Origin of the sequence: Phaeobacter sp. JH20_29 (assembly GCF_048056175.1) — a bacterium.
Classification (GTDB): Bacteria; Pseudomonadota; Alphaproteobacteria; order Rhodobacterales; family Rhodobacteraceae; genus Phaeobacter; species Phaeobacter bryozoorum.
The window spans coordinates 478593-495713 of record NZ_JAYMWO010000013.1 but is presented as its reverse complement, the minus strand read 5'-3'; the positions used below and the strand labels follow the sequence as shown (position 1 = coordinate 495713).

Below are 17121 nucleotides of genomic sequence, written 5' to 3'. Positions count from 1 at the left end.
TGGCGGGCGGCAAAAGTGCCGTTCCGTGAGTGGGTGGCGAACCGCCCGCCGAGTTGCGCGCTAAGAGGCAGGGATGGGGGCCCTCGGGTAGCGCGGGGAGTGATTAGAAAGGTGGGGCCAGGATCAGCAGGCCAACAGCGAGGCCAGCGCAGAAAGCGAGAGCACTCCAAGCGACGGTATCGCCAACGTCTTTGATCTTCTCGTAGCGGCGCTCTGACCGGATGCCCGACTGAAATCCGTCGATGTAGCCAGCCTGTTCAGCCAGTTCGATGGCCTCTGGGCCTGCCGCCAGTTGACGGGCTTGCTCGATGATTGGGGTGTGAGCGCTCATGCCGTTGCCTCCCGCATCAGATCATCTGCAATAGCGATGGCCTCACGTTCGCGTTCAATGGCGCCCGGCTCCAGAGCGTCCAGAAGCTGACCGATCGCGCATGAGCAGGAAACGGAAACATGCTTTTCCGCAAAGGGGTAGCCGATCATCCGGTGGCCGTTGCCCTCATAGGTCAGGCCGGTGTTTTGGCAGTGTGGGCAGAGGCAGTCCTCAACCAGCGGACCATTGGTCACCGCCAGTACCGGGCTGCCTCCGTTGTCTTTGGTTGTGTTCGCCATGCTTCACCTCGTGTGTTGAGGTCAAGTTAGTATTCATTTTGAACACCGTCAAGAAAAAAGTATTCAAATAGAATACGTGCGTTATGGTTTCTGAGTTCTATCTGTAGATGAAGCGAACTTGTCTTGGGGATTCTAATGACTGAGTGTGAGAAATTTGACTTAATGTTGAGGGCGTTGCAGCGTGGGTTGCCGTTAGAGCGTGTCTACCGAATATTGCTCGCGGGCAACTGCACTCAAAAGGCCCCTAGAGATTGATTCTGAACTTTTCGGGTAGGTTGGTCTCCTGGCCTGCGATCAAGTATTCCATAGGAACACCGTAGATCACAAAAATATTGTAGATTTGGTCGACGGTTAACATCCGATTTCCTTTTTCGACCTGTGAGTAGTTGGATTTCGATATGCCGATCGACTCGGCAAAATCCTTACCCGATAGGCCTGTACGCTCCCGTATATAGTTCAATCGCAGTCGGAACGCGTCTCTATCGACCTGCTGTAGTTTGCGGGGTGGGTTGGTGTGATCTGACATGCCGGCATACTGCCTTTGAGGCCCCAGATCGGTAGGCCTCAAATTGATTGGACTTGACTGGTATTCAATTTGAAAACTATATGGAGTCATGCGTACCGTATCCGACATAATCTACAGCTTTGGCGGCCCTGCGGCCTTCGGTCGTTTTTTCGATGTCTCGAAGAGCACGGTCAATACGTGGAAGCGGAGAAACTTCTTTCCCGCTGATCGTGATGTTGAACTCGTAACAGAAGCTCGACGCAGGCAAATCGACCTGTCTTATGAGCATCTTGCCAAAATGAGAAGCGATGAGGCAGCGGCTTAACTCCCGGTGTTGAACATCAAAGGTGTGTTCAGACTGAACACATTACAAGGGCGGAGTGATGGAATGTCTGACCTTAAACTTGATCTCTTCGGGTTCCATGTCGTCGGTGTTCTCCATTGTGACGATGTCGCTGTGCGCGCCGGGTCTGGTACATCCGGCGCGCACGTCTGTTCATTGGCCGGGTATCAATCCGGTCAGGGCGTAGATGGTGCCTGGGACGAATGTGAGGAGCGCGAAACCTCCTCCGCTGAAAAGCAAGAAGTCCCCGCGGTCTCCATGGTTCTTAAACCGGTTCGAAAAGTGCGCGAAGCCCATGATCAGCAACATTATCGCGCCATAGCAGGCGAAGACCTCAATCAATCTGTCGAGCATGAAATCCTCTTATCCGAACAGGATTTTGTACCAACCATAGAACGGGACAAAGAGGGCCAACACCCAGTCGTACCAAAAGGTTTGAAAGCTCTTCGGACCAAACAGCACGCCCCCGAGCAGCAGAAAATGCTGCCCAATGGGCAAGCATGTAGCAATCAAAACCGTCAGTATGCTGGGGCTTTTATTTTCCATTCGAAAATCCTCCAAGGTCAATTGGGGGCATCCTGCGCGGTTTCGACCACAACCACAAGTTTTCACGGGTGGAGGCCCCTGTCGCCTTTGAGAGGCCTTCCGGGGCGCGGGCTCGCCCGTGAGAGCGCCCCATCAATCAACATTGGAGGCCAATATGGCAGACGAAGGAAAGAAGGTCCGTGTCGCAATGAACGGACCGGATATCGAGCATGATCAGCTGATCGGCAAAATCGCTGAGTTCAACGCCGAGGATGGGAAGCGCGCGTCCTCAGCTGGCGAAACCCGGCAGCAGATTGGGCAGTTTCTGGACAGCACGTCGTTGAATTCTAAGGCCTTCGCATGGCTGCGGCAGATCATGAAAACCAACGATAAGGCGGATGGTCAGGCCAAGGCGATGGATATCATCCGCTCGCTGAATACCGGCTTGCCGATGGTTGAGGCGTTTGTCGCGGGTCAGGGTTCGGGGGAGATGAACCTGGAAGGGCCGTCCGAGGCACCAGAAGAAGCGCCAGACAACGCACCCGATGAACAGTCTGAGCCAGAAGACCCGGAGACGGCCGAGTTCAACGCTGAGGTCGATGAGGCCATGGGTGATGACACGGTTGTTCCGTTCGGGCAGGGCGAGGGCGAAACCCCCATCGACTTTGATCAAGGCGGCGCAGCATGAGCGGGTTCGCAACCGACAACCCGGCCCAGCGTATTGCCGCCTTGGAGAGCGCCAAGCGTTTCGAGCGTGAACAGTTTGCCCGGATGAAAGCACGTCAGGTTGAGAAGGATCTGTTCTCGGCCCTGTCAACCAAGGCCAAGCTGCTCAGCACCACCGCGATCCTCTCTGGTTTGGTCGCATGAAGATCCTGGCACTCGATATCGCCAGCACAACGGGTATCTGCGTCGGTTCATCCGGCGCAGACCCCAGGGCATGGTCTGTGAGTTTGGGCGAGGGGTCTCAGGGCAGACGGCTCTCCCAAGCCCTTAAGATGACGCAGGGCCTCATTGTCCACCACAAGCCTGATTTGGTGGTGGGTGAGGCGGCCATTGGGGGAAAGAACGCCTCTGCCTTCCTGATCAAACTGTTTGGCTGTGTGGAGGCCGTCTGCTGGAACCGTGGGGTCAAGTTTGAGGCTGCCCATAGCGGAACAGTCCGCAAGCACTTCGTCGGCAAGGCGCTGACCACAAGAGATTTCCCCCATCTGAAGTCCGACAAGGCGAAGAAGGCGGCGATCAAGGACGTCGTGATCCGACGCTGCATGGCGATGGGCTGGGACGTCGACAATGATCCTGACGCTGCCGATGCAGCTGCCACATGGGATTGGGCCTGCGCGACGTTTTGTCGGAGCTATCAGGCAAAGCCGGTGGGGGGATTGTTCTAATGCTCCCGACACACGCGATGCAGAGAGCTTTGGAGCGGTGCCCCGGTGTTTGTCCGGGCGTCCTACTACGTGGGCTGCACTACGCCATCTTGGAGCAGGACGAGGCCTTAGCGCGGTTTGTGGGAACGATCCGGGGCGATCAGTTCCTGAGCATCTATTTCTTCCAGCTTCCTGACGGACGAACGCGATACGCCCTCGGGATCACGCCAACAGGTTTCGTGGTGACGATCCTGAAGCCGGGCGGTGAAGTCTGGACCACTCAAGGCAAGAGAATTCTTGGGCAAACGGGGTTGGAAGCCCTGCCCAAGCGGAACGAGAGGAACGAGCGATGAGAAATATGCCAGCCGTAGGACGGCGAAAGAGCCGCTTGTATGCGGCGATACCGAACGAGGCCATGCGTGATACCGCCCTGTCGTTAGACGCGCGGGGAATGCTGGCATTGCTGATGACATATTCGGATGAATGGCGGTTCCGTCGCGATCACCTGTGTAAAGTTGCCGGGATCGGGAGGGATAAATTTACCCGTGTAATGAGAGAGTTGGGGGAGGCGGGCTATGTTGAACGGGTAGCCTCTCGATTGGAAGATGGGACTCTCATAGGAACCGAGTGGATCATTCATGATGATCCCTCCAAAAGAGTTAGCTACCGAGGCCCTGAAAACCCGTCTCTCGGTTCCACCGAGGCCCTGAAAAACCGACCGCCGGTTAAACCGACCGCCGGTAAACCAGCCCCTATAAGAAATAACAAGGTTAAAGAAATACAATTAGAAGAAACCCCCAAACCCCCAAGGGGGGCTGATGATCTTTTCTCAGCAGAGAATGAAACGGATCGGCAAGACGAAACGTCGAAGGCAAAGAACGATCTGGCAGATATTGATTCAGCGTTTGACGAATTCTGGGGAGAGATCTGGCCAAGCCACGCGCGAAAGGCGGGCAAGGCAGATTGCCTCAAGGTCTACCGGCAGGCCTGTACGGGCAAACACCCGAAGGCTGATAAGATATCGCCCCGTGCGCTGAACGAAGCAACCAAGGCCTACATCGCCTCGGTCAGGGATCCGCAATATCTGAAGGGGCCTCTGCCGTGGTTGCGTCAGCCAGGGTGGGAGCCGTTTGTGCGCACTGGCGGGCAGGGGTTCCGCTGGGAGGATCTGAGCGCAGCCCAGCAGAACGCGCTGTCGGATGGCCGCTGTCCACCATCGTTGATGGAAAACGGGGCGCCTGATGAGGTGGCCGCTTATTGGCTTTCCAAGTTTCGGAAGGCGGCGGGATGAACCAGCAGAACAACGAGATATCGGCGGTTCAGTCGATCGAGGCAGAGCAGCAGCTCTTGGGCGCATTGCTGGCGAACAATGACCGGTTCCACGAGATCAGCGGTATCACCAAGCAAGAGCATTTCGCGGACCCTGTTCATGCCGATATCTGGCAGAATTTTGCTGGCAGGATGGAAGGTGATCACATCGTGACGCCCACGACCTTGGCCGCAGATATGGTGTATCACGACGGATTGGCGGAGCTGGGCGGCGCGGCTTACCTGCGAAGCCTCATGGGGGCTTCTGTCGGTGGCTTTGCGGTCAAGGAATACGCGCTGATGCTGTCCGAGATGCATCAACGTCGGACTATGGCTGGCCGGTTTGACGAGCTATCGGGTGATCTGCGCAGTGGCCGCTCCGCAAACGACGTGGCATCCGAAGTGGAACTGCTGCTGATGGACCGGGCGGAGACGTCAGCTGATCCACGCACCATGTCGTTTTCCAAGGCCCAGATGCGTTCCATCGACCAGCTGCACGAGATCAAGAAGGGCAACCTGATCGGCGTTCCGACAGGTCTCCGCGCGCTTGACGACAAGGTGACATTGGCGCCCAAGCGCTACACGATCCTTGGAGGGCAAACCTCAATGGGTAAGACCGCGTTGGCGCTGCATATCGCGCATTCAGCGGCGAAAGAGGGCTATGGCGTCGGGTTCGTCACGCTGGAAATGCCTGAGGAGGATCTGTGCAACCGGATCAACAGCATCGAGAGCGGCCTGAACTACGACACCTATGACAAACCCATGTCTCAGGCCTCTTTCGACAAGGTGGTTGAGGCAGCGGTAAAGCTGCAAGGCCTTCCTCTCGAAATATTCTCTGGCCGGGTGCGCGATGTGCCGGCGGTCCTGTCAGAGGGCAAAAAGCTGAAGCACAAATGGCAGCCTGAGGGCAAGTTTCGTGGCTTCAAGCTGCTGATCATCGACTACATCCAGCTGATGCGCGGACGCGAGAAAACCAGCTTTGAGCGCCTATCTCAGATCGCGAACGACCTCAAGAACGTGGCCAAACAATTGGATGTGCATGTGCTGGCGCTGGCACAGGTGGACCGGACGTTGGGCAAGCTGGAGAAATGGGACAAATGGTCGGACGCGCGGCCCAGTCTGGCCCATTTGCGGGGTTCCGGTGATCTGGAAAACGCGCCTGACAATGTGCTGTTCGTCTTCCGGCCTCAATATTTCCTGACACCCCCACGTTGCACACCGCCCAAAGATCCATCCGACCGGGCAGATTGGGAGGAAGAATATGCGCAGTGGAAGGACATGGCGGAAATCATCATCGGTAAGGCCCGGATGGGCGAGATCGGCAGCGTCAAAGTCGCCTGCGATATGGGCACCAACCGGTTCTGGGATCTGGATGACGGGCAGGAGAGGATGTTCTGATGTTCGCTGAAGCAAACCGCATCAAGGAACGCCTGAGCGCCTGCACAACTGTGGAGGAGGTCGAGCGTGTGGCCGAGGAGGAGCGCGCGGCGGTCATGGCGATGCAGGGCAAAGGTGGCAATCAAGGCGCCATGTTCTACCACATCATCAACCTCAAGAAATACATGATCAACGAGATCAAGCGAGCGGGTCAGGATGGACACTAAGTTTCTGAAAGCGCTGGAAGAAGCGGGTTGGCATATCGAGACCGTCACCGAGGACCACGCGATATGCAAGTGTCCCTCTCAGGGCTGCGGGCTGCGCGCCAAGTTGGCCCAGGGCAAGCCAATTCCAAGGGTGGATCCCGGCAAGCGTCGTGACCTGTTGGACCGTGATATCGCGGAATATGACGATATCCGCGAGATCCTGCGCGCGCGTCGTGAGGGGCTGGGATTGACCATTCGCGAGGTCGAGGAGGTATCAGGCATGTCGGGTGACCACCTCGCCAAGATGGAAAAAGACCAGCCGTCGAAGGTGCCTAACGCGCAGATCCTGATCGAGTGGGCGAATTCACTGGGGTTTGAGCTGGTGTTGAGACCGCGCGACCTGCCGACCTACACCCGCCGCGTGGTGGCCGAAAGCCGGGGAAAGCAAGGCCCGCGGCAAAAGCGTTTCAGGCTGGAAAACCGGCGCCGCTCCGGGCGGTGACTATTCCGTTTCGGCGTTCACAACGTCTCGGACCCGCTGCCAGTTCTGCGCGGCCAGAGCATCGGCCAGCGCCACACAAGCCCAGACCGGTGCGCCCTTGCGGCTCCATTCACCAACTGCCTGCCGGGTCAAGTCATAGCGATTGGCGAATTCAGTTTTCCAGCGCGCGGTTCCGAACAGTTGAGTTGCCATCTGGTCGAGCGCGGTAAACCTTTCCTCGGCAGTGATTTCCGTGTAATTGGTCAAGGCCTCGTTCCTTTCGTGGCAATCGCCCTGCACCCGTTCCGCCTCGAAAGAGGGGGTGCAGGGCACCTTATCCATCAAATCAGATCCAGCATATCAAGCTGTTTGGCCGAGTCGTCAAATAGGCCGACGTCGCAAGGTGCGTTGCCTCCGCTCAAGGGGCGATCCTGGGCCCGGTGCAGCCGGTCCCGTGTGGTGATAGGCTCCACGCCGGGAAGAAGCGCCTGTGTGCCCTCCGGGGTTCCCTCGGTGTCGAAAAGTTGGGTCATTGTAGGTCGCGCTCGATGGCGGAAGAAAAGGCGGGGTTTACAGCTGGACCGCCGCAATCGGAGAGTTCAACCTGATAGCCTCGGTGGGCTTCCTGATCCATTTGAGCGAAATCCCAGCCCATCAGATCACATAGGTGCCGTAAGTCGGTCAGCACGTCGCGTACCGCCGTAGCTGCGGTGTCGTCGTCATAGGCCGGATAGATAGCTCTCAAGGCTCGTGCGGCTCTGGTTGAGTTGTCGTTGTCTTCGATCTCAGATGCAAATTCGTGCCAGTTCTTCATGTCGTCGCCTTTCGTCGTGGTGGCTTCATGGGGTTCCGTCCCATGTGATGCGCGCCCATTGCTGGGCGCGTCACAGATGGGTCAGGCGGCGCGTTGGTCAGGATGAAGGTGCATCCTGCCAAGTTTCGCGCCGTAGTGCTCGGCAAGAAGCTTGTTGGCATCGCCGGTCGTGTTCTTGTTGATGAACCACACATGAACGTTGCCATTTTGAAACCAGCGGAGCCGGAAGAACTCGGTTTCAATCTCGGTTTCGCCATCCTTCATAGCCTTGGCCGCAACGTCAGCTGCGTTATGGGACCACTCTTTACCGGCCAGACAGTGAAAGGTGCGGTCAAGGTCGCCAAGTTGACTCCGGCGGTCGTTGTAGGTGCAGTATTGCCAGCTTGCGCGCCCACTCCACCATGAAACCGCGCCGGTCATTACGCAGCGCCCGCCAATCTTGAACCCGTCGTGACTGCGGAAGTCGCGGGGAAGCGCTTCAAACACATCAATCAGACCCTGCCGGAATATCTCCCCTGCGCGGCCTCGCATATCTTCGAAGGTGGCAATCGCTGCCTCCAGTGTGAACTCTGGCGGATCTTCGGACAGTTGCTTACGCAGATCTGCTTTTTGGTTCGCGCTCATCAGGTCGCGAAGCTCGGTTTTGTCCATAAGGTGATCCCATGCACCAGCATCCAAGCTTTTCCGGTAGCTCTCAACCGACGTATCGCTGCTGTATCCGCTGCGGTTAATCGTGGTGGTGATAGTCGGCAGCCTGTGGCTCTCTTGGTTCAGTGGGGTAATCAGGGTGTTGATTTCCCGTGCCTCTCTCAGCAGCGCCTCATAGCGCCTTAGTGCGCGATCCCGGATCCCGACAAGCTGGGTAATGGTAGCGCGTGGCGCGATATCTGTGTTGACGGTGGTCATTTGGCTTTTCCTCTCGTGGTTCAGATTGAGGCGAGTTCCGGTCGCCTCCGATGCACTCAATATAGGAAAGAGGGATTGCGCAATCAACCCCATTAAGGAAAAAAATCGGACTATATGGGGTTGCAAAAGGAAAAGAAGTTTCCTAGATTGAGGTCATGCCGGGACGGAACCCCGGCACCACCAACACGAAAGGAAAACAGACAAATGGCACAGCCGCACAACACCGCCGCCGCCTTCGCCGTTCATATCGAAGAGCAGGGGCAGAGCTTCCGCGTATACCTGCAACGGAACACCATCTGCGGGGTCAGCTTTGCACTGCATAAGAGTCGCCGGATTTGCTGCCCCGCCGTGGCCGCTGCTTACGCCGACGAACTGGCGGAAACACATGGCGGCTTGGCCGTCGTGCATCACTGAGGAGGGCAGAGGATGACGCTTCTACAACGGATTGAACAGGCCACCGCCGAAATGAGGACAAAGCGCGAAGCGATGGAGCAGCGGCAGGCAGAACGGCTTGCCGCGCTCGACCAGCAGATTGCAGATATCAAGGCGCGCCTGTGCGTCACGAGGCTGTGAGGAGGAGAAGGGATGCGTTACACCTACGCATGGGGCTACAAGAGCCACCAAGAGGCGGAAAGGGCTGTGGCCGACATGATGAGCGAAGGTACCATATCAGCAGCCGAGCGCCCGCAGATCGAGCGGTACGAGCCAGAGCACGGCAAGCGCCGGTACAAGATAACCCTGGCTGAATAGATCACCAGCACCTACGAACCGGTAGCAAATCAGAAACAGGGGGCCGCAAGGCCCCTTTCTCTTTGCCCAGGGTGGGGATTGAGCGCGGGCCGGGATCGTCTACGGCCATAATGCCCGGTCTTTGCCGCCGCGCCCCCACACAATCAACACCCCCACACACCACGTCAACACCTCAATATGTGCATAGGGCGCAGCCCTTCCCCTGTGGATACCCTCACCACATGAACACACCCGCACCCATTCAGAAGCGCAAAGCAACGCCCGCAAAGCCGCGCATTAGCAAGAAACTCCGCGCCGCAATCGACCTCTACACAACACAACGCATAACAAAGCAAAGCGCTGCGGAGCAGGTGGGGCTTGCCCCCTCGTACCTATATAGCTCCCTCAACAAGCCGCACGTCCGAGATTACGAACAAGAAAGATTTGCCCAGTACATTCAGGACATTGAAGAGTTAAAAGCTCCGTATAAGGCAGAAGCCTTTGAAACTGCTGCGGAACTTATGAGAACCGCAAAGAGCGAGGCTGTAAGGGCAAGAATGGTCGAGTTCCTCGCGGGCGAGCGGAAAGGCAACGCCGTCAACGTCGCTGTGCAGGTCAATAATCAGGCTCCGACCGGCTATGAATACGCCCGCCCAGATCAGGAAGTGGTTGTAATACGGGCCGGAGGAGATACCCAATCCCCCGCAGAAGATAGCGAATAGCCATATAAATAAGGGCAATGTGGACCTTTGGTTACTCGCGCCGATGAGTACCAGCCAAGTTTCTGCGCCTGCACAGGGTGTATGATGGCTAGGCAGGATCGGGGCGGGGGGCCTTGTTTATAAGGGGGTGGGGGGTAAAAACGCGCGCGCGAAATGCTGTAGTCCACCCCCTCTCACGCGGCTCCCTCTTGTTTGGCGCTTGTAATACAATGGGGCTTCAAACTGTATTACACGGTGCATCTGTAATACAAAAACTGATCCTTACGCCTGGGTTTGTAATACACCTTGGAGGTTTGGACATGCCCACGAAAATTTTTTCATTTCGTCTGGATGAGGATTTGATTGCGGAGGTCGACCGTCGTTTCCCGAAGCGTGGTGATCGGACCGAGTTTGTTGCGGATGCGGTGGCTGAGAAGCTGGGATTGGATGCCCCGGTGAAGGCAAAATTGCCGCCGATTGCGAAACGTGCTGTGGCGCCGAAACCTGAGAAGGCTCCTAAGGGTGCGGATATGTTGCGGCCGGATGCAGTGGTGTTGCTGGAGGCGTTACAGAAGAAGTCGATGACCTCGCGCCAGGCTAAGGCTGAGATGGGCTGGCTTGGACTGCGGTATGAGAACGCTGAGCGGGTTTTACTCTCGGAAGGATCGGCGGCGGTGGTGAATGGGGTTTTGGTTCCGACCGGCTGAACTTGCGGGTGCATCTGAGAGGCTTGCGTGAAAGGTGATCTTCCCTCCTGACCAAAGGAGGGATTATGCTACGGGTCACAGAGCGCGGCAATTTCTTATACGAGCCTGATGGGGCGGTCCTGAATGAGTTCTTCTGGAACCGGGACCGCTTTTGCAATGTGCAGGGCCCGATTGGATCCGGCACTTCCACGGCTTCTTGTCACAAAATCTGGGCGCTGGCCTGTGAGCAAGAGCCTGGATACGACAACGTGCGCCGGACGCGGTGGATCATCACCCGTGAGACCTACAAGGAATTGCGGGAGACCACGGTGAAGACATGGCTGGACTGGTTCCCCGAGGATATCTGGGGCCAGTTCATTCGATCGGAACCGATGAACCACCATCTGCGGCGCGATCATCCATCCAAAGACGGCACCAAAGTGGATTGCGAGGTGATCTTCCTTGCGATCCCGGATGCCGACGTCGCCGAACAGGTCTGCGCCTCCTACGAGATCACCGGTTTTTTCAAGAACGAAGGTCAGTTCACCGAGAAAGAGGTGATTGATGAACTGCTGTCCCGTTGTGGCCGCTACCCGTCGATGAAGAACGGAGCCGGTGCGACGTGGTTTGGTGGCTGGATGGACATGAACGCCCCGGTCGAAGGCCACTGGGTGCCATACATGCGTGGCGACATTCCCCTGCCGCCTGAGATGACCGAGGATGAAGCCCGCGCCTATGAGAAACCGGAAAACTGGACGTTCTTGGTGCAGCCGCCCGGTTTGCTGGAGAAAATGGTGGAGGGAAAGCCGGTCTATGAGCCGAACCCTCTGGCCGAAAACCAGCGATGGTTGCGCGAAACCTATATGGAGAAGATCCAAGGGAAAAAGAAAAGCTGGATTGATCGACGCGTTCTCAACAAGGTCGGCCTCCATCTTCACGGCAAGGCCGTCTACCCAACGTTTTCGGAGGTTGATCACGTCCATGACCGGGATCACGAACCGGTGCCGGGATTACCCATCATCGTAGGACTGGATGGGGGCCGGGATCCTGCGGCCGCATTTCTTCAGAACGTCAACGGCTGCTGGCGGGTACTATCAGAGCTGATCGGTGACAACGAGAGCGCCGCACTCTTTGCCCCCCGCGTTCGCCGCCATCTCTCTCAGAAATATCCCGGCATGGGTGCCGAGTTCTGGGGGGATCCGCGGATGCTGGATCGAACTCAGGCCAGTGAGATCACCGCGGGCGACGTATTCTTCAATCTGGGAATGGAAATCCTGCCGTCGACCTCGGACAATGATCCCGACACCCGGCGATCCACCGTGGAAAGCGTCCTCGACAGGCGCAACGGCTTTCTGGTGAACAAGAGCTGCCTGATGGTCAAGCGCGCGCTGGCGGGCGGCTATCACTACGCCAAAATCAAAGGGGTTGCCGGCATGTATTCACCTCGCCCCGTCAAAAATGGATACTCCCACATCGCAGAGGCGGTTGAAAACGCACTGATCGGCGGCGGCGAAGGTTTCGCATTGATCCAGAACCCGACGCGCGAGAAACCCCGTCCTTCCCCTGTGAAAAAGCGAAAAGTGAGCCTTCGCCGTGGACGTCGCTAAGATCTACTTCGCGTTTCATCGGCCAGCGACGTTGCGGGAATTGCTGACTGGCGCCGAGAAGTGGTCATCCGCCTTTGGCCATGTCGAGGCATTCGGGTTCACCATTGACGAAACATGGTTCTTCTTCGACCCGGGCCGACACCTCACCAATCTCAAAATCACCCACTTGCATGACGAGGTAAATCAACTCCTCGCCGAACGATACCAGCGATCTTCGACCATCTATCGGATGACCTATGAACCCGCCGAGTTTGCGGTTCCAATTCACGGTCCCATGAACTGTGTCACCCAATGCGCCGCCCTGATCGGCAAACGTGCATATACGCCAGCCGGGTTTCGCCGGATTTTGCAGCAGTGCAATGCAGAGGTGATCCATGAAGTCGAACAAGGAAAATCCAGAGGATCGGAAGGCGCGCACCCGTGATCGCCGCATCTCTCTTCTGGAAAACCGCCGCGCCGCCCAGGGCACCGCTGAAGGTCTGACCACTGATCTCGGTGGCGTCTATGGCCTGCAATCCCTCTCAATGTTCGGGCGGCCCGGTACAGGCGGGACGCCGACACCCCAACCCAAGGCTGTGACCAAGCCCAACCGGGAACGGTGAACCCTTGTCAGCACAATTCAAACCGACAAAAGAATTCAGTACCCGATACGCTGCTGCCAAGAAATGGCGGGATGCAGCGCGGCCGTTGATCGAGGAGATCTACTCCTTCATCTGCCCTGGTCGTGAGAAGGACTTCTCGCGGACACCCTTCTCCGTAACTGAAGACGAACCGGAAACCTTTATCTCTCTCCCTGAAGAACTGGCGACGGACTTTGCATCTGATCTCGTCACATACTTCACGCCCTCAGAGACACGATGGACGGATTACCTTGTTACCGCGCCGGTCCCAGAGGATGCCGCTAAGCAGGTGTTGGAGCTGGTTTCAGAGCGGGAAGAGACGATCTTTGATCTGATCCAAGGGTCGAACTACAACGACATTTCACCTCAGGTTATGTTCGAGGCGAACCATGGCACCGTCGCGATGTGGGTGGAAAAGGGGCATCTCGCTCAGCCTCTGTTTGTAGAAACTGTGCCCCCTGACGAACTTCTGATTGTTCAAGGCCATCTCGGGATCTTGGACCGTTTCAGAGAGAAAATGGTTGCCGCGTCCACACTTCCCGCGTTGTTCAATGGGTGGGAAGATATTTCGTTGGAACAGCCGAAGCTGAAGGACAAGATCAAAAAGCCTGGTGCGATGTGCAAGGTGTGCTGGGGGTTCTGGGTCGACTGGGAAGATCCCGGAAACCCAAGGTGGCGATGCGAAGTGACCATTGATGGAAATCGGGTTTCACCGCCTACCGCTATCGAACTTGGCCCGCTGGCCGGGTCCTGCCCATTGCTCGTCGGGCGCTTTAATCCGCAACCAAAGCGCCCTTGGGGGCGCGGGCCTGGCTGGAAAGCACTCCCAGATATGCGGGTCTACAATGCCGTGGATGAAGCCGTGTTGGATGGGCTTGATCAATCCCTTAAGAACACGCTGATCTATGCTGACGACGGGTTCATTGATATGTCGGAGGGTGTTGAAGCAGGCCGTGCCTATCCTGCGGCAAGAGGGTTCACCAGAGAGCAGATTTTTGAACTTCAGCGCGGCGTGAACCTCGATATGGGGTTCTTCTCCGAAGACCGCCTGGAAGAGCGTCTTCGCGAGAGGTTTTACCAAGATGGCCCGCGTCAGCGCGGCGATACCCCGCCCACAGCGTCGCAGTGGATTGACGAGCGGCGCAGGGTTCAGGTGCGGATCGGAAAGCCCTCTGCACCTCTGTGGAAAGAGTTCTTTCTCCCCTTCATCCAGCGCGTTGAAAAAATCGCTGTGGATGACGGTAAGCTGGATGCCGAGCTAACCCACAACGAGGACGTCATCTCAGTTCAACCGGTTTCGCCGCTTCAAAAAGCCCAGAACCAAGACAAAGTGATGGTTTCGAAGTCAAATCTGGACACCGGATTTGCAGTCTTCGGTGAAGCGATGGGCGAGTATGTCGACGTTCCAGCAACTCTTAGGAACCATATCCGAGTTTCTGGTGATGAGTTGACTGTAGTGAAGGAGGGGCCCGCAGATGGTACTACCACGCAGGATCAGTGAGCCTGGGCCGATCATCGACTACATCAACATGCTGCTTCGTCTCGGCCGCAGGGATCTTGCCAGTGAAGCCGTTGAAGCGGTTCGTGCAGTATTTCGAACCGATGAAGGTGCTATAGTTCTGGAATTGCTGGAAAAATCCACCCTAGAACGAACATTTCCTGTGGACAATGATCTAGGTGCATTGGCTGCAAGTAACGCTCAAAGTTTTATTCCTCTCGATCTTAGGAGGATCTTGAGCGATGAAATTGATGCAGCATTGGAAGCACATTCGACCGACACTGGCACCAGCCGACGAGGGCGCCCCCGCGGGTGATCCTCCGGCCGGAGACCCGCCTGCCGGTGATCCGCCAGCGGGGGCGCCCTCGTCGGCTCAACCTGACTTTTCATTCATTCCTGAACAGTTTCGCGGCGACGGCGGTCCTGACTTCGAGGGTTTCGGCGCTCATTACGAAGAGATGGCGTCCGCGCAAGCCATCCATCAGGAAGCCTTGGCCGACGTTCCTGAGGATGCCACAGGATACGAATTCGCCGTACCCGACGAAATCGACTTTGGCGAACTGGAATTGCCCGATGATTTCAAGTTCGAGCTGAAGACAGACGATCCGGATCTTGCCCCAGTTTTTGAGGAACTGGGCGGCATGATGCACAAGCACAACCTACCCAAAAGCGCTGCCGGGGATTTGCTCAGTGTGCTGGCAAAATATCAGGCCACCGAGTTTTCCAAGATCTACTCAGCCTCGATCTCTGAACATAAATCATTGGGTCCGAGTGCTGACGCTCGCATCTCAAACATTTCCCGAGCCATCGATTCAAAACTGCCGGCCGATCAGGCCAGCGCTTTGAAAGCCGCCACCACCACCGCCGCAGGAGTCAAAGCCCTTGAGACATTGCTCCGCCCGCGCGGCCCCTCAACTACTCCCGCCCAACCAACAGGCGCAGACACCGAAAACATGTCTCCGTTTGAGCGGTTGAAAATGGCCAATCAGCAGGCCGAAAAGTAACCAGGAGACCTCTGAATGACTGTTCACACCCTTCCCGAATACGCAAAGGGGCAAGAGGATCTGAAGGTCCGCGCAACCATCGAGCTGTTTCCTGAAGCAGTCGATTTCATGGGCGTTATCCCCTTCAAATCTGCACCATCCGGCGCATATCGCTATCAGGAAGAAGCGTCCCTTCCTGAGAATATGGGCTTTCGCGCTCTGAACGAAGAACCTACCGCTGGCTACGGTCTGCTGGTTGATCGGGTAGAACAAACCTACCCAATTGCGGGCAACATTGATGTTGATCGCCGCCTGATCGCCCGTCACGGCACCGACCGTCGCTCCACTGAAGAGCGGATGCAGATCAAAAAGAAGGCGTCGATCTGGGCCAATACTTTCATGTTTGGTGACAACCAGTCGCAGCCGCGTGAGTTTACCGGCCTCAAGGCGCGCCTGCGCCCCGTTGGAACCGGTAGCGCCTCGGTAGATGGCAGCAACTACATGAGCCGTGTCGTTGCAAACTCTCAGGCTTCAGGCGGCGGCGCGCTGTCTCTCTCTCAGCTGGACCGTGCGATTGGTTTGGTCGAAGGCTGTAACGCGCTGATCATGCCAAAAGCAATCAAGGACCGCTTCCCGGCCGCCCAGCGTGACACCAATGTTGGCGGATATATTCAGGTCAAGCCGCAGGAATTTGGCGAAGAGCAGGTCTATTACCGCGGTATCCGTATTTTCACCGGATATGGCGTCTCAAAGTTTGGCGAATTCCTGCCCTTCAATGAGGTCGGGTTCGGCGGCGGCGCTGCTGCTACTTCTTCAATCTATCCGGTTCGCTTTGATGAAACGGGTGTTTGCGCCATCGAACAAAGCCCGATGGAAGTCCAAGATATGGGCCTCACCGAGGGTGGTGTCTGGTACCGGACAAACATCGAGCATGACGTCGGCATGACTGTGGAGGATCCCTTCGGCGCTCTGCGTCTCTCTTCCATCGCAAATGCGCCTATCGTGAAATAAGGAGCAGAATGATGACGATGAAAATGTTCGCAATCGACGCGGCCCCAGGTCTTATCAAGCGTGAGCTTGGTGAAGCAGCTGTAACCGCTGATGGCTATATCGGTGTTCAGTGGGACCAAGGTGGCGCGGCCGCCACGGATTTCATCTGCGTGATCAACATCGAAAGCTGCAAGGTTTCGGCAGGTAACGAATCCTATACCTATCGCCTGATTGGGTCCAACCAGGCTGATCGTTCTGACGGTGTGATCCTCGACACATTGGAACTCGGTGATGCAGGCACCGTACCGGTTGAGACCGTGGACACGGTTGCTGGAGACCAGCTGGTGATGCGCGCTCGGTCTGAGAAAAACCGGATGCAGTTCCAGTACATCGACCTGCACTTGGATGTGTCGGGAACGTCGCCGTCTATTGGGTTTGGCGCCCATATTTCGAAGGAGTTTTAAGCAATGCCCAAGATGGTCAAAATTGGCTCCAACCCCGACTGGCGCGCGAAGGGGGAAGCCGCGACCCACAGTGAACAGCGCGAGAACTTCAAAGCGATCAAGGCTGCTGGCGCCCTTGAGGTTTCATATCAAACAGCCTTGGAGAACATCCGGCAATCTGGTGGCATGTATCGGATCCTGCCCGATCAAGAGCCGCAGAAGGTGAAGGTAGAAACTGACCTGTCTGATCTTTCGATGCAGGAGCTCAAGGTCATGATGCTGAACCTGGGGGTGAAAACCCAAAAACAGATGAAGCGTTCCGAGGTGATCGAACTCATCGAGCGGAAGCTTGATGAAGTGGAGATCCTCGACGACGAGGATTGATCCTCCAATTCTGAACTCCTCCAAAGGTCAGGAGGA

The 17121-nt window shown here is 56.7% G+C and carries 31 protein-coding genes; 21 read left to right on the top strand and 10 right to left on the bottom strand.

Translation table 11 applies throughout. The annotated features are described in order from the left end of the window. Positions 1-103: 103 nt before the first annotated feature. The 3 genes from VWZ85_RS12155 to VWZ85_RS12145 all read right to left on the bottom strand — a co-directional run bounded on the left by VWZ85_RS12155 (position 104) and on the right by VWZ85_RS12145 (position 1135). Complete coding sequence (locus VWZ85_RS12155) at positions 104-331, bottom strand: hypothetical protein (protein WP_416588467.1); 228 nt, start codon at positions 329-331, stop codon at positions 104-106. Beyond that, entirely contained in the window at positions 328-609 is a 282-nt protein-coding gene (locus tag VWZ85_RS12150; RefSeq protein WP_416588465.1) for a hypothetical protein, read from the bottom strand. Before VWZ85_RS12150 ends, VWZ85_RS12155 begins: the two co-directional genes overlap by 4 nt. 244 nt (positions 610-853) lie before the next feature. Next, positions 854-1135: a helix-turn-helix domain-containing protein gene (locus VWZ85_RS12145; protein WP_416588841.1), complete on the bottom strand. Its 282-nt coding sequence runs from the start codon at positions 1133-1135 to the stop codon at positions 854-856. Positions 1136-1223: 88 nt separating this feature from the next. On the opposite strand from VWZ85_RS12145, the gene VWZ85_RS12140 reads away from it, so the two are divergent. Then, the gene (locus tag VWZ85_RS12140; RefSeq protein WP_416588462.1) at positions 1224-1439 is read left to right on the top strand and encodes a helix-turn-helix domain-containing protein; all 216 of its coding nucleotides are present in this window, start codon (positions 1224-1226) and stop codon (positions 1437-1439) included. 171 nt (positions 1440-1610) lie between these two features. Here the strand turns inward: VWZ85_RS12140 and VWZ85_RS12135 are convergent, their stop codons facing one another. Together VWZ85_RS12135 and VWZ85_RS12130 are read right to left on the bottom strand one after the other, a co-directional pair. Further along, positions 1611-1811, bottom strand: coding sequence for a hypothetical protein (locus VWZ85_RS12135; RefSeq protein ID WP_416595476.1), 201 nt, complete (start codon positions 1809-1811; stop codon positions 1611-1613). Between the two features lie 9 nt (positions 1812-1820). Further along, positions 1821-2003: a hypothetical protein gene (locus tag VWZ85_RS12130; protein ID WP_416595474.1), complete on the bottom strand. Its 183-nt coding sequence runs from the start codon at positions 2001-2003 to the stop codon at positions 1821-1823. A gap of 154 nt (positions 2004-2157) precedes the next feature. Between VWZ85_RS12130 and VWZ85_RS12125 the strand changes: the two genes are divergently transcribed. The 7 genes from VWZ85_RS12125 (at position 2158) to VWZ85_RS12095 (ending at position 6745) form a co-directional block, all read left to right on the top strand. Then, the gene (locus tag VWZ85_RS12125; protein WP_416595472.1) at positions 2158-2670 is read left to right on the top strand and encodes a hypothetical protein; all 513 of its coding nucleotides are present in this window, start codon (positions 2158-2160) and stop codon (positions 2668-2670) included. Beyond that, positions 2667-2852 carry a hypothetical protein gene (locus VWZ85_RS12120; protein ID WP_416551507.1) on the top strand — a complete coding sequence of 62 codons (186 nt, stop codon included), beginning with the start codon at positions 2667-2669 and terminating at the stop codon, positions 2850-2852. The genes VWZ85_RS12125 and VWZ85_RS12120 overlap by 4 nt, the downstream gene beginning before the upstream one ends. Next, the gene (locus tag VWZ85_RS12115) at positions 2849-3373 is read left to right on the top strand and encodes a hypothetical protein (protein WP_416551509.1); all 525 of its coding nucleotides are present in this window, start codon (positions 2849-2851) and stop codon (positions 3371-3373) included. Before VWZ85_RS12120 ends, VWZ85_RS12115 begins: the two co-directional genes overlap by 4 nt. A 394-nt stretch (positions 3374-3767) precedes the next feature. Further along, the gene (locus VWZ85_RS12110) at positions 3768-4643 is read left to right on the top strand and encodes a hypothetical protein (RefSeq protein ID WP_416588456.1); all 876 of its coding nucleotides are present in this window, start codon (positions 3768-3770) and stop codon (positions 4641-4643) included. After that, entirely contained in the window at positions 4640-6058 is a 1419-nt protein-coding gene (locus VWZ85_RS12105) for a DnaB-like helicase C-terminal domain-containing protein (RefSeq protein WP_416588453.1), read from the top strand. Before VWZ85_RS12110 ends, VWZ85_RS12105 begins: the two co-directional genes overlap by 4 nt. After that, entirely contained in the window at positions 6058-6264 is a 207-nt protein-coding gene (locus VWZ85_RS12100) for a hypothetical protein (RefSeq protein WP_317959832.1), read from the top strand. The genes VWZ85_RS12105 and VWZ85_RS12100 overlap by 1 nt, the downstream gene beginning before the upstream one ends. Further along, entirely contained in the window at positions 6254-6745 is a 492-nt protein-coding gene (locus VWZ85_RS12095; RefSeq protein ID WP_317959833.1) for a helix-turn-helix domain-containing protein, read from the top strand. The genes VWZ85_RS12100 and VWZ85_RS12095 overlap by 11 nt, the downstream gene beginning before the upstream one ends. On the opposite strand, the gene VWZ85_RS12090 is transcribed toward VWZ85_RS12095, so the two are convergent. The 4 genes from VWZ85_RS12090 to VWZ85_RS12075 form a co-directional block, all read right to left on the bottom strand. After that, the gene (locus VWZ85_RS12090; RefSeq protein ID WP_416551518.1) at positions 6746-7066 is read right to left on the bottom strand and encodes a hypothetical protein; all 321 of its coding nucleotides are present in this window, start codon (positions 7064-7066) and stop codon (positions 6746-6748) included. Further along, on the bottom strand, positions 7066-7257 hold the full coding sequence (locus VWZ85_RS12085) for a hypothetical protein (RefSeq protein ID WP_416588449.1): 192 nt from the start codon (positions 7255-7257) through the stop codon (positions 7066-7068). The genes VWZ85_RS12090 and VWZ85_RS12085 overlap by 1 nt, the downstream gene beginning before the upstream one ends. Continuing rightward, the gene (locus VWZ85_RS12080) at positions 7254-7538 is read right to left on the bottom strand and encodes a hypothetical protein (protein ID WP_416588447.1); all 285 of its coding nucleotides are present in this window, start codon (positions 7536-7538) and stop codon (positions 7254-7256) included. The genes VWZ85_RS12085 and VWZ85_RS12080 overlap by 4 nt, the downstream gene beginning before the upstream one ends. 81 nt (positions 7539-7619) lie before the next feature. After that, positions 7620-8444 (bottom strand): DUF4942 domain-containing protein, encoded by an 825-nt coding sequence (locus VWZ85_RS12075; protein WP_416588444.1) that lies wholly within the window; start codon positions 8442-8444, stop codon positions 7620-7622. 204 nt (positions 8445-8648) lie between these two features. On the opposite strand from VWZ85_RS12075, the gene VWZ85_RS12070 reads away from it, so the two are divergent. The 6 genes from VWZ85_RS12070 (at position 8649) to VWZ85_RS12045 (ending at position 12167) form a co-directional block, all read left to right on the top strand. Continuing rightward, positions 8649-8858: a hypothetical protein gene (locus VWZ85_RS12070; RefSeq protein ID WP_416588441.1), complete on the top strand. Its 210-nt coding sequence runs from the start codon at positions 8649-8651 to the stop codon at positions 8856-8858. Positions 8859-8870: 12 nt separating this feature from the next. Beyond that, complete coding sequence (locus VWZ85_RS12065; RefSeq protein WP_416588439.1) at positions 8871-9017, top strand: hypothetical protein; 147 nt, start codon at positions 8871-8873, stop codon at positions 9015-9017. A 12-nt stretch (positions 9018-9029) separates the two neighbouring features. Next, positions 9030-9194 carry a hypothetical protein gene (locus VWZ85_RS12060; RefSeq protein WP_416588437.1) on the top strand — a complete coding sequence of 55 codons (165 nt, stop codon included), beginning with the start codon at positions 9030-9032 and terminating at the stop codon, positions 9192-9194. A gap of 221 nt (positions 9195-9415) precedes the next feature. Continuing rightward, the gene (locus tag VWZ85_RS12055) at positions 9416-9895 is read left to right on the top strand and encodes a hypothetical protein (protein WP_416588434.1); all 480 of its coding nucleotides are present in this window, start codon (positions 9416-9418) and stop codon (positions 9893-9895) included. Between the two features lie 299 nt (positions 9896-10194). Continuing rightward, positions 10195-10581, top strand: coding sequence for a ribbon-helix-helix domain-containing protein (locus VWZ85_RS12050; protein ID WP_416588431.1), 387 nt, complete (start codon positions 10195-10197; stop codon positions 10579-10581). A gap of 65 nt (positions 10582-10646) precedes the next feature. Next, complete coding sequence (locus tag VWZ85_RS12045) at positions 10647-12167, top strand: hypothetical protein (RefSeq protein WP_416588428.1); 1521 nt, start codon at positions 10647-10649, stop codon at positions 12165-12167. 64 nt (positions 12168-12231) lie between these two features. On the opposite strand, the gene VWZ85_RS12040 is transcribed toward VWZ85_RS12045, so the two are convergent. Then, a complete protein-coding gene (locus VWZ85_RS12040) occupies positions 12232-12555 on the bottom strand; it encodes a hypothetical protein (protein ID WP_416595470.1) in 324 nt (107 codons plus the stop codon). Here VWZ85_RS12040 and VWZ85_RS12035 point away from each other — a divergent pair. The 7 genes from VWZ85_RS12035 to VWZ85_RS12005 are packed head-to-tail and all read left to right on the top strand — an operon-like array spanning position 12542 to position 17085. Continuing rightward, on the top strand, positions 12542-12769 hold the full coding sequence (locus tag VWZ85_RS12035) for a hypothetical protein (protein ID WP_416588423.1): 228 nt from the start codon (positions 12542-12544) through the stop codon (positions 12767-12769). The genes VWZ85_RS12040 and VWZ85_RS12035 overlap by 14 nt on opposite strands. A 4-nt stretch (positions 12770-12773) precedes the next feature. Further along, entirely contained in the window at positions 12774-14288 is a 1515-nt protein-coding gene (locus VWZ85_RS12030) for a portal protein (RefSeq protein WP_416588421.1), read from the top strand. Further along, positions 14263-14601: a hypothetical protein gene (locus tag VWZ85_RS12025; RefSeq protein ID WP_416588420.1), complete on the top strand. Its 339-nt coding sequence runs from the start codon at positions 14263-14265 to the stop codon at positions 14599-14601. The genes VWZ85_RS12030 and VWZ85_RS12025 overlap by 26 nt, the downstream gene beginning before the upstream one ends. Continuing rightward, positions 14528-15289, top strand: coding sequence for a hypothetical protein (locus tag VWZ85_RS12020; protein ID WP_416588418.1), 762 nt, complete (start codon positions 14528-14530; stop codon positions 15287-15289). The genes VWZ85_RS12025 and VWZ85_RS12020 overlap by 74 nt, the downstream gene beginning before the upstream one ends. A gap of 15 nt (positions 15290-15304) precedes the next feature. Continuing rightward, positions 15305-16279 (top strand): major capsid protein, encoded by a 975-nt coding sequence (locus tag VWZ85_RS12015; protein ID WP_416551544.1) that lies wholly within the window; start codon positions 15305-15307, stop codon positions 16277-16279. An 11-nt stretch (positions 16280-16290) separates the two neighbouring features. After that, a complete protein-coding gene (locus VWZ85_RS12010; RefSeq protein WP_416551546.1) occupies positions 16291-16722 on the top strand; it encodes a hypothetical protein in 432 nt (143 codons plus the stop codon). A gap of 3 nt (positions 16723-16725) precedes the next feature. Then, positions 16726-17085 carry a hypothetical protein gene (locus VWZ85_RS12005; protein WP_416551548.1) on the top strand — a complete coding sequence of 120 codons (360 nt, stop codon included), beginning with the start codon at positions 16726-16728 and terminating at the stop codon, positions 17083-17085. Positions 17086-17121: the final 36 nt, after the last annotated feature.

Excerpts from the sequence above, each read along its gene's own strand:
- VWZ85_RS12155 (WP_416588467.1), bottom strand. The coding sequence starts at position 331 with ATGAGCGCTCACACCCCAATCATCGAGCAAGCCCGTCAACTGGCGGCA.
- VWZ85_RS12150 (WP_416588465.1), bottom strand. The coding sequence starts at position 609 with ATGGCGAACACAACCAAAGACAACGGAGGCAGCCCGGTACTGGCGGTG.
- VWZ85_RS12145 (WP_416588841.1), bottom strand. The coding sequence starts at position 1,135 with ATGTCAGATCACACCAACCCACCCCGCAAACTACAGCAGGTCGATAGA.
- VWZ85_RS12140 (WP_416588462.1), top strand. The coding sequence starts at position 1,224 with ATGCGTACCGTATCCGACATAATCTACAGCTTTGGCGGCCCTGCGGCC.
- VWZ85_RS12135 (WP_416595476.1), bottom strand. The coding sequence starts at position 1,811 with ATGCTCGACAGATTGATTGAGGTCTTCGCCTGCTATGGCGCGATAATG.
- VWZ85_RS12130 (WP_416595474.1), bottom strand. The coding sequence starts at position 2,003 with ATGGAAAATAAAAGCCCCAGCATACTGACGGTTTTGATTGCTACATGC.
- VWZ85_RS12125 (WP_416595472.1), top strand. The coding sequence starts at position 2,158 with ATGGCAGACGAAGGAAAGAAGGTCCGTGTCGCAATGAACGGACCGGAT.
- VWZ85_RS12120 (WP_416551507.1), top strand. The coding sequence starts at position 2,667 with ATGAGCGGGTTCGCAACCGACAACCCGGCCCAGCGTATTGCCGCCTTG.
- VWZ85_RS12115 (WP_416551509.1), top strand. The coding sequence starts at position 2,849 with ATGAAGATCCTGGCACTCGATATCGCCAGCACAACGGGTATCTGCGTC.
- VWZ85_RS12110 (WP_416588456.1), top strand. The coding sequence starts at position 3,768 with ATGCGTGATACCGCCCTGTCGTTAGACGCGCGGGGAATGCTGGCATTG.
- VWZ85_RS12105 (WP_416588453.1), top strand. The coding sequence starts at position 4,640 with ATGAACCAGCAGAACAACGAGATATCGGCGGTTCAGTCGATCGAGGCA.
- VWZ85_RS12100 (WP_317959832.1), top strand. The coding sequence starts at position 6,058 with ATGTTCGCTGAAGCAAACCGCATCAAGGAACGCCTGAGCGCCTGCACA.
- VWZ85_RS12095 (WP_317959833.1), top strand. The coding sequence starts at position 6,254 with ATGGACACTAAGTTTCTGAAAGCGCTGGAAGAAGCGGGTTGGCATATC.
- VWZ85_RS12090 (WP_416551518.1), bottom strand. The coding sequence starts at position 7,066 with ATGGATAAGGTGCCCTGCACCCCCTCTTTCGAGGCGGAACGGGTGCAG.
- VWZ85_RS12085 (WP_416588449.1), bottom strand. The coding sequence starts at position 7,257 with ATGACCCAACTTTTCGACACCGAGGGAACCCCGGAGGGCACACAGGCG.
- VWZ85_RS12080 (WP_416588447.1), bottom strand. The coding sequence starts at position 7,538 with ATGAAGAACTGGCACGAATTTGCATCTGAGATCGAAGACAACGACAAC.
- VWZ85_RS12075 (WP_416588444.1), bottom strand. The coding sequence starts at position 8,444 with ATGACCACCGTCAACACAGATATCGCGCCACGCGCTACCATTACCCAG.
- VWZ85_RS12070 (WP_416588441.1), top strand. The coding sequence starts at position 8,649 with ATGGCACAGCCGCACAACACCGCCGCCGCCTTCGCCGTTCATATCGAA.
- VWZ85_RS12065 (WP_416588439.1), top strand. The coding sequence starts at position 8,871 with ATGACGCTTCTACAACGGATTGAACAGGCCACCGCCGAAATGAGGACA.
- VWZ85_RS12060 (WP_416588437.1), top strand. The coding sequence starts at position 9,030 with ATGCGTTACACCTACGCATGGGGCTACAAGAGCCACCAAGAGGCGGAA.
- VWZ85_RS12055 (WP_416588434.1), top strand. The coding sequence starts at position 9,416 with ATGAACACACCCGCACCCATTCAGAAGCGCAAAGCAACGCCCGCAAAG.
- VWZ85_RS12050 (WP_416588431.1), top strand. The coding sequence starts at position 10,195 with ATGCCCACGAAAATTTTTTCATTTCGTCTGGATGAGGATTTGATTGCG.
- VWZ85_RS12045 (WP_416588428.1), top strand. The coding sequence starts at position 10,647 with ATGCTACGGGTCACAGAGCGCGGCAATTTCTTATACGAGCCTGATGGG.
- VWZ85_RS12035 (WP_416588423.1), top strand. The coding sequence starts at position 12,542 with ATGAAGTCGAACAAGGAAAATCCAGAGGATCGGAAGGCGCGCACCCGT.
- VWZ85_RS12025 (WP_416588420.1), top strand. The coding sequence starts at position 14,263 with ATGGTACTACCACGCAGGATCAGTGAGCCTGGGCCGATCATCGACTAC.
- VWZ85_RS12020 (WP_416588418.1), top strand. The coding sequence starts at position 14,528 with ATGAAATTGATGCAGCATTGGAAGCACATTCGACCGACACTGGCACCA.
- VWZ85_RS12015 (WP_416551544.1), top strand. The coding sequence starts at position 15,305 with ATGACTGTTCACACCCTTCCCGAATACGCAAAGGGGCAAGAGGATCTG.
- VWZ85_RS12010 (WP_416551546.1), top strand. The coding sequence starts at position 16,291 with ATGACGATGAAAATGTTCGCAATCGACGCGGCCCCAGGTCTTATCAAG.
- VWZ85_RS12005 (WP_416551548.1), top strand. The coding sequence starts at position 16,726 with ATGCCCAAGATGGTCAAAATTGGCTCCAACCCCGACTGGCGCGCGAAG.